The sequence below is a fragment of the Paraburkholderia tagetis genome, from assembly GCF_022213065.1.
GTDB classification, from domain to species: Bacteria; Pseudomonadota; Gammaproteobacteria; order Burkholderiales; family Burkholderiaceae; genus Paraburkholderia; species Paraburkholderia tagetis.
Genome location: NZ_JAKLJA010000027.1, coordinates 93,088 through 107,065, shown reverse-complemented (window position 1 = coordinate 107,065; position 13,978 = coordinate 93,088). Strand labels below are relative to the sequence as shown.

Here is a 13,978-nt window from a genome sequence, read left to right as displayed (position 1 = left end):
GGACGGCAAGCACTACAGCCTCGATCTCTCCGTGGCCAAGGCGCTGGCCGATGCGCCCATCGAAAGCGCGTCGCGCAGCCCACGTGTGAATGCCACGTTCTCGTATCAGCTCAATTGATCGGGGCTTCTGCGCTGCTGCTGAACGCTGGTGCGTTCAGCAGCAGCTTTTCTCCAGCATCAATAATAAGCATGCCAAATAATCAAGCACTACGCGACTAGCATATACCGCGTGAATTCCACGGCGTGGCCGCCATTCGGCGCGGCCGCGCTGCCAACGGTTTGAACGGTGCGTGGCGGGGCAGTCTTGAGCACGACCATAAGCGTCACAAGCAATATGACCGCAATCATTAGCAGGATTGTTATCGCGAACCGCTTCATCGTTCCATCCCCTTCGAATCGAACTCTTGGCTAACGAACCTCGTCAATTCGAGATCGTATCAAGGCCGCTTCAGGAGGATGGTCAAACATAGTCAAGCCGCGCATGGGGCGCAGATAAGGAAAGCCGTCGCGACGAACGAACGCCGCGCGCGCATGAACGCAGCGAAGCCCGCACCGCCCGACCGCGACGGTGGCCCCTCGATTGCGCAACAGCGTTCGGTCAGGCCTGCTGCGCCGTTGTCAGCTTTAAATTCGGCCGTAATTCGTGCGTAGGGGCTTCATGCTGCACCTTGCGATGATCCGAGACCTGCTCGATCCCCGTCTTCAAGACTTCTTCGCAGAATGCAATGCGCACACGATAATATTCGGCCTGCAATTGCGCGTCCAGAACCCTCTGCTCGGCTTGAAACAACGCCATGCGCAATTCGCCTAGCGCGCGTTCAGCCTGCTTTTCCGGGGTTGCCGCATGATGGGCAATTACGTTTGAAAGCCAGCGCAACATGGGTGAGCCCTCCTGTCTTCGATTCGACTCGCATACGTCAGGGCGCTGACCAGCCCGAACTGTCACTGGAAAAAGGCTATCAGAGTGGAACGAAAACCGTACGTGCACTAACGAACGTGTTGTATAAACGACTCAAATTCCTTGCCGATAAACAGGCAGGAAATGGCAGTGGAATTTAGGGCCATTATCCAACCCGCATGCAGCAAGCCCTCTGGCGGGGAAGGCATGGCCGCATATGAAAACAAAGGGTTACCACCTGTAGCCAATACCGGCCAGAATGACGTCGGTATCGCGGTTATAGCTCGTCACCACGCGATTCCATTCGAGCCGCGCATCCCAGTTCGGGCTGAAGCGATACGAGCCGGCAATCGTGACAAGCCCCGCGAATTTACCGGCGCCCGGCCCCGGCGAAGCGCCGTTCTCATTCTCGTTGATCGCGTGATACGCACCGGCGCCCACGCCAAGCGTCACCGAATCGTTGAGGAAGGATTTCATCGACATGGCTCCATGAACTCCTTTGAATGAGTATCGCCATGCGCAGCGGGCAGGCTTGCGAAACCTCCGCGCAGAGTAGCACGGCACGTGGGCCAAAGCCCCCACGGATGCCGCTCAAGCGTGGCGATGTATCACTTCCCGCAGCCGTTCGCAGCTTCGGGCGAGGTGTTTCTCCGGCGATGTCGCAATGCCCAGCAACAGCCCTGAGCGCGCACCATCCGGCGACATGTACCACGGCGACAACGGCGCTGGGCCCAGGCCGAACGCCAGCAATTCCCTGAACACAACGATATCCGGCGCGCCATCGGGCAGGCGCACGAGCACGCCCAGACCGGCGGTCTTCGTTTCGAAGCCAAGCTCGCCGAGGCATTCGAGCAAGGCGTCGCGCTGTGCGCAGTAGAGACGCTTCAGGCGGCGCAGATGGCGCATATAGTGCCCCTCGCGCATGAACTGCGCCGTGGCAAGCTGCACCGATGGCCACGGCGCCGGCGCGAGACAGGCCGCCACCTCCGCGAAGCGGGACACCAGCGGCAGCGGCGCAACAACGAACCCCAGACGCAACGCCGGGCTGATCGTCTTGCTGAACGAGCCGATATGCACGACGCGCTGGCCGCGATCGAGCGACGCGAGCGCAGGCGCGGCGCGCGCGCCCAGTTGCAGCTCGCTTAAGTAGTCATCCTCAATGATCCAGGCGCCCTGCCTGGCCGCCCAGTCGAGCAGTTGCAAGCGCCTCGCCAGCGCAAGCGTGGAGCCGAGCGGCGCCTGCTGACCGGGCGTCACGACCGCCAGCGCCGCATCCGGCGCATGCCGCAGCGCGTAATCGACGTCGATGCCATCTGCATCCACCGGCACCGGCACGAGCGCCAGCCGCGCAAGCTCCAGCCCGTGCCGCGTGAACGGAAAGCCGGGATCCTCGAACCAGGCCTTCTGGCCGTCGAGACCCAGCACGCGCAGCGCGAGCCCGAGGCCGCCACTGAACCCGCTCGTGACGATGATCTGCGCGGGCGAGCAGACCATGCCGCGCGCAATCGCCAGATACGCCGCAATTTCCCGGCGCAGCTCCAGTTCGCCGCGCGGGTCCGGATAGCCGACCGAAGCGCTCGACTCCGCGCGCAGCGCGAACGAACGCACATGGTTGAACAGCCTGGCAGGCAGCGTTTCCTGGGCCGGCACGCCCATCTGGAAGATGGCCGGACCGGAGGTCAGCTCCCGATACATCTCCATGAACGAGCCCGGGTCGCTGTGCTCTTCCCCTTCGGGCTTGGCCGTCGGCCGGTCCGCCACGCGCGTTCCGGCTGCCCGCGACGCGACGATCAATTGCGCGTCGGAGAGCCGGTCGTAGGCGAGGCGCACCGTGCCGCGCGCCACGCCCAGTTGCGCGGCGAGGTCGAGCCACGACGGCAGACGGGCACCCGGCGCCAGCACCCCGCCCTCGATTGCAGCGCTGATGGCCGTGCGGATCTGCTCGGCCAAAGGCGTTTTCGCGGATCGGTCGAGTTCGATTTTCAGCGGCTGGGACATGCGCTCATGGTACATAAAGAATGTTCATTTCTGGTGCTTTCTTATGGCCCAGCGCCGGACCACAATACCTCGGTCGCAAGGAGAAACCCTCACATGAACATTCGATCCGCCCTTGGCGCCGCTTGTGCGGCCATCGCCCTTACCACCCTCACCACCCTCACCACAGTTACGCCGGCCATGGCGCACGACACCCGCGACGGCGCGACCGTCACGCCCAACTTCACGCACGCCATCCCCAACATACCCGGCAAGTCGTTGACGGCCGTGGTGGTCGACTATGCGCCCGGCGGCGCCTCGCCGGCGCACGAGCATGCGAAGTCAGCATTCATTTATGCGTATGTCGTGTCCGGCGCCATCGAATCGCAGGTCAACGACGGCCCGAAGCGCGTCTATCACGCCGGCGAAAGCTTCTTCGAAGAGCCGGGTTCCGTTCATCGCGTGAGCCGCAACGCGAGCAAGACCCAGCCGGCCAGGCTGCTTGCGGTATTCGTCGTCGATACCGACGACAAAGTTCTGACCACGCCGGTCAAATAAACCCGTCCAGCAAAACAGGAGAAAACTCATGAGCAAGCGTCTCGACTACAACCAGATCGCCCCCGCGGGCGCCAAGGCCCTTGGCGGTGTCTACGGCTACGTCATGCAAAGCGGGCTTGCGCCCGTGCTCGTCGATCTGGTGTATCTGCGCGTCTCGCAGATCAATAACTGCGCCTATTGCCTCGACATGCACACGCGCGACCTGCTGAAAAAAGGCGTGAAAGTGGAAAAGCTGGCGCTGGTGCAGGCGTGGCGCGAGGCGGGGAATCTGTTCGATGCACGCGAGCGCGCCGCGCTTGCGTGGGCCGAATCGGTCACGCTCGTCGCGCAGACCGGCGTTCCCGATACGGCCTATGAAGAAGCACGCGCCGCATTCGAAGAGCGCGAACTCGTGGATCTCACGATCGCCATCGGCCTGATGAATACGTACAACCGCATGGCCATCAGCTTTCGCAATACGCCTCAGGCCGTGCTGGAGCAGTGAGCGCACGCGGGTCACGCCACGGCGGAGGACTATTGCACGCCCTCTGCCTGGCGCGGTGACGGCAGCACATACTCCGCCGCCTGCCAGGCGAACAAGCCCGGCACGTAGAACAGCAAATCGCGCACGCGCCGCGCGCCTGCGAGCGCAAGGCAGGTTGGCGCGTCGAAACCGAGCAAGCCGCCTATCAGCACGAAGCCGCCCTCCTGCACGCCCAGGCCGCCCGGGATCAGGAATGCGGCGCTGCTGACGAGCTGAATCAGCGCTTCGATCACGAACGCCTGTGCGAAGGTCGGCTGCGCGCCGAGCACGTGCAGCGCGCACCAGATCTCCAGCGCGTAGCCCACGCATTGCAGCGTCTGCCAGATGAGCAGATAGCGCACGACCACGCCCGTCTGCCGCCAGATCAGCTTGACCGATTGATCGACGCGCGCGGACTTGCCCACCAGATCGACCACCTTGCCGCTCGTGATCCGGTTGATGGCATGGGCCGCGCGCTCGAACGGCCGTGCGTGCTGAACGAGTGCGAACAGCACCAGCACCGGCGCGATGCCGGCAATGCCCCAGGCGAGCCGGCCCGCCACGCGCGCGGCATCGGAGCTCGAATGCTCGAGCAGATAGCCCGCGGCCACCAATCCAAAAACGAGCTGGCTGATCAGCGTGAGCTGCATGTCGGTGACGAGGCTCGCCGCCGCCGTCGCCGGACGCAAGCCGGCGCGCCCGAGCAAACGGAACGAAACGATTTCCCCGCCGATACGCGCAACAGGCAAGAGGCCGTTGATGGACTCGCGAATCCACACGAGCCGGAGCATGGCCGCGAACGACGGGCGCTGCGTGGGGCGGATCAAGGTGCGCCAGTCCCAGGCGTTCGCGCACATCGGCAGGATATGCAGCAAGGCGGCCAGCACGAGACCCATGCCCGCGCCTCGCAGCAGTTGCAGCACGGCTGCGGGGTGGTCGCGCCATACAAGCCACACGGCAACCGCAAGACCGCACAACGCAGCGATACGTCCCAGGTGTTTCATCCGCGAGTGCTCTTTTTCCAATGCGTCTTCAAGTTTCTACGTTGCGGTCCATCTGCCGCGAAGTCTGTTTGTTTCGCGCTCACTTTTCGTGAACGGGCGACAGCATCCCGTTCGCGTCGACGCGAAAGCGCGTCCCGCGCCACACCACGCCCGACGAGCAAAAGCTCGCGACATAGATCGCGAACTGGACCGCATCCCAAAGCGGCAGGCACAGCAGCCCCCTGCACTTTTGCCCGGTGGCGCGATCGGTCCTCCAGACCAGCAGCGCGCGGGCGCACAGTGCGACGCCCGCCAGCGCCCACGCAGCCGGCGCGCCGCCCGACGCCGCCACCGCCAGCAGCGCGAGCGGCAACGGATGCATGAGCACCGCGCCCAGATGCCCCGAACGGTCCGCCGCGCGTATGGTGCGGCTCCAGCGCAACTCGTGCGCGAAGAGCTTGGAGAACGTATTTTCCACGCAAGCGTGCTGCACCACAATGGGCGGAATCGCGACGGTCGCGCCCGCGCGCCGCACGGCCTCGCCCACCGCGTGATCCTCGGCGAGGTGATGCGCGAACTGGGCGAGGCCGCCGATGCGCGCGAGCATGTCCCGCGTCATGGCGATGGACTGGCCGAAGCACGGTCGTGCGCGCCCGAGCGCGAGCCCCGTGACCACGCCAGGCAGAAAGTGATAGTTGGTCAGCGCCGCGGCGAGCTGCGGCCAGAAGCCGGGCGCACAGAGGCCGCGATAGACGGTCGTCACGAGGCCCACGCCCGGCTGCTGCAAAGTCCCGACCACCTGGCGCAGATAATTCCGCTCGACGCAGACATCGCTATCGGCGAAACACAGCACCTCATGCTCGGCCTTTTCGAGCATGTTCACGAGATTCGCAATCTTCCGGTTGGGCCCGTACAGACGCGCATCGGCCACCACCGTGATATGCGCGCCGGGATAGCGCGCACGCAGCTTGTCGACGGCAGCAAGCGCCGCGTCTTGCGAATCGTGAACGCCAAAAAGATATTGCACCGGCCCCGGATAATCCTGCTCGAAGAAACTGGCGAGATGCGCTTCGAGCCGCCATTCGTCGCCGTGCAGCGGCTTGACGATCGTGACGGCGGGAAAGCGCTGCGGCGCGGCCACGCCGCGCGCGAAGAAGCGGCCGATCAACCGGCATGCCACCACGGTATAGACAATGCCGAGGATCGCGCAAAAGCCGCAAAGCGCCGCCACGCATTGCGCGAATACATGAGCGATGGTCAGCAGTTCCACATGGCCCGATGCAATCGCCACCGACGCAATATCGACAGGTGCCGCGGCCGCTACCATGACGCCGTCCATGCGCCTGGCGGGAGGCAGCGCTGCAAAAGCCAAGGCTGCAAAAACTGTTGCAAAAACCGTTGCAATAACCGCTGCAATAACCGCTGCAAATACATTACGCGCCCCCTTCGAATGCCAATCGTGTTTCGCCTGCTTTCCATCTGCTTTCGTCCTGCCCTTGCCGCTCCGAATACGAATACGCTAGGGCCGTACAAAGCCGTGCCACGCGAGCGTAGCAATATTTTCTGACGAAAAGATTAATCGCATCAAAGCCGGGGTTGCGTCCCCCTTAAACGTGCCTCCTCTTAAGCCTGAGTTAACCGTCCATGCCTACAATCCGGGCTCGAATCAGCTCCCTTGCGTCGAGGTCACCATGCATACCCCGTTACGATACGATGCGCTCGCACGTCTTCTTCACTGGCTCGTCGTGGCCCTCGTCGGCGCACAGTTCGTGCTGGGCTGGACGATGCCCGACGTCCACCGCGATACACAGCCGGTCGGCCTGATTGCCGCGCACCTGATCGTCGGCACCTCGCTGCTCGCCGCCATGGCATTGCGCATTCTTTGGCGCGCCACGCATCGCCCGCCCGCCAGCGAACTCTCGCGGCCGTTGCATGCTGTCTCCACGCTCACCCACGTCGCGCTTTATGCTCTGCTGGTTGCCGTGCCGGTGCTCGGCTGGATCAATGCCTCGTCGCGCGCCTGGCCGCTGACGCTATTCGGCGCGTTTCCGCTTCCCGCGCTCTCGCCCGCCGGATCGACTTTCGGGCATGCCATGGGCGATATTCATAGCGTGCTGGCATGGGCCTTGTTCGCGCTCATCTGCCTGCATGTCGCGGCGGCCCTGCTGCATCGCTTCGTGTTTCGCGATCGCGTGGTGCAACGTATGGCGCTGTGGTGAGGGTGCGGTGAGCGGCATGCGCAAGTTTCATGCCGCGCTCACCCATTACTGCGTCAACTGCTGAGAATGATTTCGAGTTTTTTGGCTATGCGGAAAAATGAATGGTTCGCATGGCCACCCCCCCCCAACTCAACGGTATCGGGCGGCCCGCTCAAGAAGCATCGGTCGCCCGTCCCACCGCGCTCTCCACCATCACCTGCAGCAGCACATTAGCACCCGCTTCGGCCCACTCAGGCGTGATCGCCTCAGCCTCGTTATGGCTGAGACCATCGACGCACGGCACGAAAATCATGCCCGTGGGTGCGACGCGCGCGAGATAGCAGGCGTCGTGTCCCGCGCCCGAGACGATATCGTCATGCGGCAAATCCAGCGCGACAGCGGCGCGGCGCACGGCGTCGATGCACGCCGCCGCGAACGGCACCGGCGCGTAGTCGAAGATCTGCCGGATCGTGTGCCCAAGCTGCGCTTCCTGCGCCACGCACGCCAACTCGGCGCGCAACTGCGCATCCAGTTCGGCCAGCACGCCCGAGTCCGGATGACGAAACTCCACCGTGAAAAAGCAGCGCCCCGGCACGGTGTTGCGCGAGTTGGGCTTCGCCTCGATCATGCCGACCGTGGCGCGCCCATGCGGCGCGTACTTGCGTCCCAGCGCCTCGACGAATGTGATCATGCGCGCCGCACCGGCCAGCGCATCGCGGCGCAGGTCCATCGGCGTGGTGCCCGCGTGCGCGTCCACGCCAACGAGCTCGATCTCGTACCAGCGCTGCCCCTGCCCTGCGGTGACGACGCCGATGGTCTTGCCGCTGCGCTCGAGAATCGCGCCCTGCTCGATATGCAGTTCATACGCGGCGTGCACCGGCGTGCCGCCCACCGGCTCGTCGCCCGCATAGCCGATCTGCGCGAGCGCTTCGCCTATCGTCGTGCCCGACGCATCGGTGCGCGAAAGCCCGTATTCGAGCGGATACACGCCCGCATAGACGCCCGAGGCGATCATCGCCGGCGCGAAGCGCGAGCCTTCCTCGTTGGTCCAGATCACCGCCTCCACAGGATGCTCGGTCTGCACGCCGGCATCGTTAAGTGTCCGAATGACTTCGAGCCCGCCCAGCACGCCGTAAATGCCGTCGTAACGGCCACCGGTCGGTTGCGTGTCGGCGTGCGAGCCGGTCAGCACGGGAGCGGCGTCGGGGTTGCGTCCCGCGCGGCGCGCGAAGACGTTGCCCATTGTGTCGACGCGAATCGTGCAGCCCGCCTCGCGCGCCCATTGCACGAACAGGTCGCGCCCTTCGCGGTCGAGCTCGGTGAGCGCGAGACGGCAGACGCCGCCTTGCTCCGTCGCGCCGATCCGCGCCATGCGTTCGAGCGAGTCCCACAGCCGCGCGCCGTTCACGCGCAGCGCGGAAAAGCTCGCGGCACGAGCTTCGATAGCGGCACTTGATAACGTGTGTTGCGAGCGCTCATTCATCGCTGTTCTCCGCTGCGGGTTCGACTGGCTTCGCATCGACCGGCTTCGCATCGCGCATGCGGTAGCGGAAATCGCAGCGCTTGCCGCCTTGCATGATGGTGCTCGTGCGCGTGAGCTCGACGCGCGGGTCGTAGCCCGAGATGAATTCGCTGTCGCGCGCGCAGCTCAGCAGATGGCCAATTTCGCCGAGGCCCATCGCGTGATACATCTCCGCGTAGGCGCAGCGCTTCACGTCGTAATCGTAGGCTTCGTCGTCGGCGCGCAGCGTTTGCACGTCGAGCGCATCGTCCTTTTCCCAGAGCACCTGGAGCGCGACGAACGACGCGATGCTCGTGCCGTTCGGCTCGCGCGCCGCGAACTGGCGGCCCGCATCGACGGCCGCGCCGCGCACGGCTTCGGCGATCACGGCCTGGGCGCGTTCGGCGCCAAAGTCGCGCTTGAGGATCTCGTAGATCGGCTTGATGATTTCCGCTTCGATGCGCCGGCGCGCGAGAATGCCGAGCGTTTCTCCGCTCACTCCGCTCACGCCACCTTGGTCCGCGACGCTATCGCGATGTTCCTGTGTCATCTTCGTCTCCTCCAAACGTTCAACGGGCCGCGGTCTTTGCGAGCGTTTTCGCGAGCGTCTTTGCAGGCGCAGCGCCGCCGACCACATCCACCACGGCCCACTTGTCGTCCTTCACCTGATAAATCGTGTAAGCGGGATCCACGAGATTGCCTTGCGCATCGAACGCGATCGTGCCGGTCACGCCTTCGCGACGAATCGTGTGCAGCGTCGCGACGATCTTCTTCGGCGCAACCGAATTGGCCTGCTGCGTGGCGGCGATCAGCGTCGCGGCCGCGTCGTAGGCGAACGGTGCGTGCAATTCGATCGGCGCGTGCCAGCGCGCGCGGTATTGCGCGTCGAAGGCGGGGCCGCCCGGCATGCGATCGAGCGGCCGGCCCGGCTCCAGCGCCGTCACGCCGTCGCCTGCGGGCCCGGAAAGCTTGAGGAAGGTCTGGCTCACGAAACCACCCGCGCCTAGCAGCGGCGCCTGGATGTGCAACTGGCGCATGCGGCGCACGAGCGGTGCGGCCTGCGCGTCGAGGCCGCCGAAGAAGATCAGGTCGGGACGCTTGGCCTTGATGGCCGTGAGCACGCCGCTGAAATCGAGCGTCTTGTCGGTCACGTACTGGTGATCGATCACGTTGCCGCCATTGGCCTGCACGCCCTTGATGAACTGGTTCGCGAGCCCCGAGCCGAACGCGGTCTGATCGTCGATCACGGCAATGCGCTGCGCCTTGAGCGTTTTCACGGCGTAGGCGCCGGTATAAGCGCCGCCATCGTCGTCGTGGCCCATGATGCGAAACGCCGTGTCGAAGCCCTGCTTCGTGTATTGATGGCCCGTCGATGCCGGTGCGATCTGCGCGATGCCCGCGTCGTGATAGACGCGCGCGGCCGGCACGCTGCAACCGGTGTTCCAGTGGCCGACCACGCCAACCACGTGGCGATCGACGAGCTGCTGCGCGACGGTGACAGCCGTGCGCGGGTCCGACTGGTCGTCGACGCTCACGAGCTTGTAGACGACGGGCTTGCCCGCGATGCCCGGATGCTTCGCATTGGCGTCGTCGATGGCGAGCTGCGCGCCGTTCTCCAGATCCTTGCCGATGCGCGCCGAGGCGCCGGTCAACGGCGCGGCGAGCCCGATCAGCACGACCTGTTCGTCCTGAGCGTGCGCGACGCCCGCGAAAAACGACACGGCGAGCGACGCGGCAAGCGTGGCGGCCGGCAACAGTAGAGCTTTCTTTTTCATGTCGATCGATCCCGATGAGCCAGTGTGGAGAGAGGGATGCACGCCCCGTTTTTGGACAACGCGGGACAATGCGGGACAACGCGGGGCACTGCGGCGCGTGCCCTCGAATAATGAAAAAGATTAGCTTTTGGTGTCCAGCGGCCTAAATTACGTTTGGTTCGATCGATATGCCAAAACGCCAAAATCGCGTCTAATATGCTGTTTTATATGCGCAATTTCTCCAGCCACGACGCCATGCACGTTTCGATATAATTCGACACATGAATAAATTTCAGCTCACGGCCGACGATCCGCCCTTGCGGGCGGTGCGCGCGTTCGAGGCGTTCGCGCGTCATGGCTCGGTCGCGGCCGCCGCGCGCGAACTGGAGATCACGGCCTCGGCCGTGAGCCATCAACTGCAATTGCTCGAATCGTTCGTGCAGACGCCGTTGACGGTGCGCCGTGGCCGCGCGCTCGTGCTCACCGACGAAGGCCGCGACTACTATCGTTCGATCAGCGCGGCGTTTTCGGTGCTGCGCAGCGCCACGGGTTTCGTGCGCGAGCGTTCGTCGCGACGCCAGATCACGATCAGTCTGATTCCGCTCTTTGGCATGGGCTGGTTCATTCCCCGGCTGCACGACTTTCTCGCGGCCAACGAGGACGTGGACGTGACGGTGCTCTACGCGAACCACCGCAATTACCGCAGCGACGCCGCCGATCTCTCGATCCGCTTCGGCACCGGCGACTGGATTGGCTATACGAGCACGCCGCTCATGTCGGGCGCGGTGGTGCCGGTTTGCACGCCGCGCTTTTTGCAGCGCTACGGGCCGCTGCGCAAGCCCGCGGATCTCGCGGGCGTGCCGCTCGTTCACGACGAGGACCGCAGCACGTGGGCGAACTGGCTGCAGAGCGTGGGCGTGCGCCACCTGCCACGCACCGAGGGACCGCTCTTCGAAGACGGCCAGCTTGCCTTGAGCGCCACGCTCGCCGATCTCGGCGCGGCGCTGATGCGCGCGCCGCTCGTCTCGCGCGAACTGGCGTCGGGCAGCTTGCGCAAGCTCTTCGATCACGAGTTGGACGACGGGCGGCACTACTACCTCTGCTGGCGCGCCGACGCCGAAATGCCGGATGGCGCGCAGCGGCTCGCGCAATGGCTGCTGGAATCGACGAAGACACGTTGATGATGGCGCGCTTGCGTGTGCCGGCACCGCGAAAGCCGCCTCAGAAGCTCCAGAAAAGGAAATGGTGACGCGCTCGCGGACGGCTTGCGCGCACCGTGCGGCGCACCGGCTCGCGCGGGGGCTCAAGTTGAGCGCGCGCATCGACGACCTTTGAGCGCATCGCCATGTCGTAGAACGCGCCGACCATCGGCAACGCGGCATGCGCCCCTGCGCCCCAGTAGTCGCTACGCAGCGTCACGCGCGCATCGTCGAATCCCACCCATGCGCCCGCGACCAATTCCGGGTGGATCAGGATGAACCAGCTATCCGTATTACCCTGCGTGGTGCCGGTCTTGCCTGCCACGTCGGCGCGAATCCCGAAGCGAGTGCGGATATCGGTGCCGGTGCCCCGGTCCACGACATCGCGCATCACGTCGACGAGCTTCAGCGCCGCCGCGGACGGCAACGCCTGCTCCGGTCGCGCCGCCGGGAAATCGGCAAGCACGTGGCCTTCGCGGTCCTCGATGCGCGTCACCATGCGCGGCTCGATATACGCGCCACGGTTTTCGATCGTGCAATACGCCGAAACCATCTCCTTGAGCGTGACCGGGCTCGTGCCAAGCGCGAGCGACGGCACCGTATCGAGCGGACTTTCGCGCACGCCCATCGCGCGCGCGAGCGCCGCGACCCTTGCGGGGCTCTCGCGCTGCATGAGCTGAGCCGTCACGCGGTTGCGCGAAAACGCCAGCGCATCGCGCAGCGACATCGGCCGGCCGGTGGGCGGCTCGGCGTCGGTCGGCCGCCAGACCGCATTGCCCTTCAGCGCAATGGCAACGTTGCGATCGACGAAGGTATCGCTCGGTTGCGCGCCATCGGCAAACGCAGCGCCATAGACAAATGGCTTGAAGGTCGAGCCAGGCTGACGCCGGGCCTGCTGCACGTGATCGAACGGCTCGTCGTGGAAGTCGCGGCTCCCGACCCACGCCTTGATATCGCCGTTGCGCGGATCGATGGCGACGAACCCGGCCTGAATCTGCGTCTTGCTGTGACAGAGCGCGTCGACGAACTGGCCGTCCGTCGCGAGTTGCCTGAGCGCGGCCTGATCGGACAGCCCCGCGCCGCGCGCGTTGCGATATTCGGGGCTCTGCCTGATGAACGACTGGAACAGGCTGTTGCCCGGCCAGCATCCCGTGCGGGTATTCCACGCTGCGTTGGCGACCTCTTGCAACTGGCCGGTCTGCCAGGCCAGCGCCCGCATGGCCATGTCCTGAAGCCGTGAATCAATGGTTGTTCGCACAACCAAACCGTCGGCGTAAATATCGTAGCCATTGCGATCGGCCCAGCCGATCAGCCACCTGCGCAATTGCGCCGCGAAATGCGGCGCGGAGCCCGGCGCTTCGGTCTGAACCTCGAAATCGACGCCAAGCGGCTGACGCTTCAGCCATGCGCAATCGGCCGGCTTGAGCTTGCCGAACTTGACCATCTGCTCGAGCACCGTGTTGCGGCGCTCCAGCGCGCGCTCGGGATTGAGCACCGGGTTGTAGGCGCTATTGGCCTTCAGCATGCCAACCAGCGTCGCGCTTTCGAGAATATTGAGCTGCGCGGCAGGCTTGCCGAAATACGTGCGGGCGGCCATCTCCACGCCGTAGGCGTTGTACAGAAAGGGCACGGTGTTCAGATACGTCTCGAGAATCTGGCCCTTGCTATAAACGAATTCGATTTTCAGCGCGGTGATCGCTTCCTTGAGCTTGCGCGTCAAAGTGGGCGCGCGGCCGACTTCATCGGGATACAGATTGCGTGCGAGTTGTTGCGTGATGGTCGAGCCGCCCTGGCGCGTGCCCGAAAACGTGTGCAGTGCCGCCGACGCCAGGCGCTGAAAGTCGATGCCGTGATGCTGATAGAAGCGGCGGTCTTCGGTCGCGACCAGCGCCTGCACCACATATGGCGAAATTTGTGCGAGCGGCACCCATTCGCGATTGACCTCCTTGAATTCCGCGAGGCGATAGCCGTCGGCGGAGAGGACCAGCGCGGGACGGTCGATGCGGGCCTTGCGAATATCGCCGATACGGGGCGTGAGCGGAATGAGCGCGAGCACGTATACCAGCAGCAGCACAGGCAAGGCCGCGAACAACAGGGCGATGCCGCGGCGTGTCGGATGACGAACGCCGTGCCACACGGCGGCGGGAATACTTCGGGCTTTTGCGCCGGCCAAGGCGGCAAACGACCGGCCCCGCTTGAACCACCGTGCGCAAAAGTCACGAAAAAACGATCCGGACGGAGGCTTCACAGTGATTGTGCGATAAACGAAAGGCCGGATCGTACCAAAGCAAAAACGGGGCTCTGACGCTAAAACGGCACATTATGCCGACCGCTAACAGACGATTACATTTGTTTCCGGTGCGGTTTCCGGTGTAGTTTCCGGTGCGCGCAACGAAATCTTTCGAGTTCGT

13 protein-coding genes are annotated in these 13,978 nt (G+C 64.5%); 4 read left to right on the top strand and 9 right to left on the bottom strand.

Going from position 1 to position 13,978, the window contains the following annotated elements:
• Window positions 1-598: 598 nt before the first annotated feature.
• The 3 genes from L5014_RS26205 to pdxR all read right to left on the bottom strand — a co-directional run bounded on the left by L5014_RS26205 (window position 599) and on the right by pdxR (window position 2,896).
• The gene (locus tag L5014_RS26205; RefSeq protein ID WP_238466707.1) at window positions 599-880 is read right to left on the bottom strand and encodes a hypothetical protein; all 282 of its coding nucleotides are present in this window, start codon (window positions 878-880) and stop codon (window positions 599-601) included.
• A gap of 249 nt (window positions 881-1,129) precedes the next feature.
• The gene (locus L5014_RS26200; protein WP_238466706.1) at window positions 1,130-1,381 is read right to left on the bottom strand and encodes a hypothetical protein; all 252 of its coding nucleotides are present in this window, start codon (window positions 1,379-1,381) and stop codon (window positions 1,130-1,132) included.
• A gap of 108 nt (window positions 1,382-1,489) precedes the next feature.
• Window positions 1,490-2,896 (bottom strand): MocR-like pyridoxine biosynthesis transcription factor PdxR, encoded by a 1,407-nt coding sequence (pdxR, locus tag L5014_RS26195; protein ID WP_238466705.1) that lies wholly within the window; start codon window positions 2,894-2,896, stop codon window positions 1,490-1,492.
• A 93-nt stretch (window positions 2,897-2,989) separates the two neighbouring features.
• Between pdxR and L5014_RS26190 the strand changes: the two genes are divergently transcribed.
• Window positions 2,990-3,430 (top strand): cupin domain-containing protein, encoded by a 441-nt coding sequence (locus L5014_RS26190; RefSeq protein ID WP_238466704.1) that lies wholly within the window; start codon window positions 2,990-2,992, stop codon window positions 3,428-3,430.
• Between the two features lie 28 nt (window positions 3,431-3,458).
• Window positions 3,459-3,914: a carboxymuconolactone decarboxylase family protein gene (locus L5014_RS26185; RefSeq protein WP_238466703.1), complete on the top strand. Its 456-nt coding sequence runs from the start codon at window positions 3,459-3,461 to the stop codon at window positions 3,912-3,914.
• A gap of 29 nt (window positions 3,915-3,943) precedes the next feature.
• Here the strand turns inward: L5014_RS26185 and L5014_RS26180 are convergent, their stop codons facing one another.
• Window positions 3,944-4,936, bottom strand: a complete 993-nt coding sequence (locus tag L5014_RS26180; RefSeq protein ID WP_238466702.1) for a lysylphosphatidylglycerol synthase domain-containing protein — start codon at window positions 4,934-4,936, stop codon at window positions 3,944-3,946.
• Window positions 4,937-5,015: 79 nt separating this feature from the next.
• Window positions 5,016-6,176 carry a bacteriohopanetetrol glucosamine biosynthesis glycosyltransferase HpnI gene (hpnI, locus tag L5014_RS26175; protein ID WP_420800141.1) on the bottom strand — a complete coding sequence of 387 codons (1,161 nt, stop codon included), beginning with the start codon at window positions 6,174-6,176 and terminating at the stop codon, window positions 5,016-5,018.
• Window positions 6,177-6,606: 430 nt separating this feature from the next.
• Here hpnI and L5014_RS26170 point away from each other — a divergent pair, with 430 nt between their 5' ends.
• Window positions 6,607-7,134, top strand: coding sequence for a cytochrome b (locus tag L5014_RS26170; protein WP_238466701.1), 528 nt, complete (start codon window positions 6,607-6,609; stop codon window positions 7,132-7,134).
• Window positions 7,135-7,285: 151 nt separating this feature from the next.
• Here the strand turns inward: L5014_RS26170 and L5014_RS26165 are convergent, their stop codons facing one another.
• From L5014_RS26165 to L5014_RS26155, 3 genes are read right to left on the bottom strand one after another with little or no spacing between them, the layout of a single operon-like run.
• The gene (locus L5014_RS26165) at window positions 7,286-8,596 is read right to left on the bottom strand and encodes a Zn-dependent hydrolase (protein ID WP_338019332.1); all 1,311 of its coding nucleotides are present in this window, start codon (window positions 8,594-8,596) and stop codon (window positions 7,286-7,288) included.
• Window positions 8,589-9,164 carry an L-2-amino-thiazoline-4-carboxylic acid hydrolase gene (locus tag L5014_RS26160; protein ID WP_238466700.1) on the bottom strand — a complete coding sequence of 192 codons (576 nt, stop codon included), beginning with the start codon at window positions 9,162-9,164 and terminating at the stop codon, window positions 8,589-8,591. The genes L5014_RS26165 and L5014_RS26160 overlap by 8 nt, the downstream gene beginning before the upstream one ends.
• Window positions 9,165-9,183: 19 nt before the next feature.
• Window positions 9,184-10,389, bottom strand: coding sequence for a branched-chain amino acid ABC transporter substrate-binding protein (locus L5014_RS26155; protein ID WP_238466699.1), 1,206 nt, complete (start codon window positions 10,387-10,389; stop codon window positions 9,184-9,186).
• Between the two features lie 260 nt (window positions 10,390-10,649).
• Here L5014_RS26155 and L5014_RS26150 point away from each other — a divergent pair, with 260 nt between their 5' ends.
• The gene (locus L5014_RS26150) at window positions 10,650-11,549 is read left to right on the top strand and encodes a LysR substrate-binding domain-containing protein (protein WP_238466698.1); all 900 of its coding nucleotides are present in this window, start codon (window positions 10,650-10,652) and stop codon (window positions 11,547-11,549) included.
• A 40-nt stretch (window positions 11,550-11,589) separates the two neighbouring features.
• Here the strand turns inward: L5014_RS26150 and L5014_RS26145 are convergent, their stop codons facing one another.
• Window positions 11,590-13,740 carry a penicillin-binding protein 1A gene (locus tag L5014_RS26145; protein ID WP_238466697.1) on the bottom strand — a complete coding sequence of 717 codons (2,151 nt, stop codon included), beginning with the start codon at window positions 13,738-13,740 and terminating at the stop codon, window positions 11,590-11,592.
• Window positions 13,741-13,978: the final 238 nt, after the last annotated feature.

Excerpts from the sequence above, each read along its gene's own strand:
- L5014_RS26205 (WP_238466707.1), bottom strand. The coding sequence starts at position 880 with ATGTTGCGCTGGCTTTCAAACGTAATTGCCCATCATGCGGCAACCCCG.
- L5014_RS26200 (WP_238466706.1), bottom strand. The coding sequence starts at position 1,381 with ATGTCGATGAAATCCTTCCTCAACGATTCGGTGACGCTTGGCGTGGGC.
- pdxR (WP_238466705.1), bottom strand. The coding sequence starts at position 2,896 with ATGTCCCAGCCGCTGAAAATCGAACTCGACCGATCCGCGAAAACGCCT.
- L5014_RS26190 (WP_238466704.1), top strand. The coding sequence starts at position 2,990 with ATGAACATTCGATCCGCCCTTGGCGCCGCTTGTGCGGCCATCGCCCTT.
- L5014_RS26185 (WP_238466703.1), top strand. The coding sequence starts at position 3,459 with ATGAGCAAGCGTCTCGACTACAACCAGATCGCCCCCGCGGGCGCCAAG.
- L5014_RS26180 (WP_238466702.1), bottom strand. The coding sequence starts at position 4,936 with ATGAAACACCTGGGACGTATCGCTGCGTTGTGCGGTCTTGCGGTTGCC.
- L5014_RS26170 (WP_238466701.1), top strand. The coding sequence starts at position 6,607 with ATGCATACCCCGTTACGATACGATGCGCTCGCACGTCTTCTTCACTGG.
- L5014_RS26165 (WP_338019332.1), bottom strand. The coding sequence starts at position 8,596 with ATGAATGAGCGCTCGCAACACACGTTATCAAGTGCCGCTATCGAAGCT.
- L5014_RS26160 (WP_238466700.1), bottom strand. The coding sequence starts at position 9,164 with ATGACACAGGAACATCGCGATAGCGTCGCGGACCAAGGTGGCGTGAGC.
- L5014_RS26155 (WP_238466699.1), bottom strand. The coding sequence starts at position 10,389 with ATGAAAAAGAAAGCTCTACTGTTGCCGGCCGCCACGCTTGCCGCGTCG.
- L5014_RS26150 (WP_238466698.1), top strand. The coding sequence starts at position 10,650 with ATGAATAAATTTCAGCTCACGGCCGACGATCCGCCCTTGCGGGCGGTG.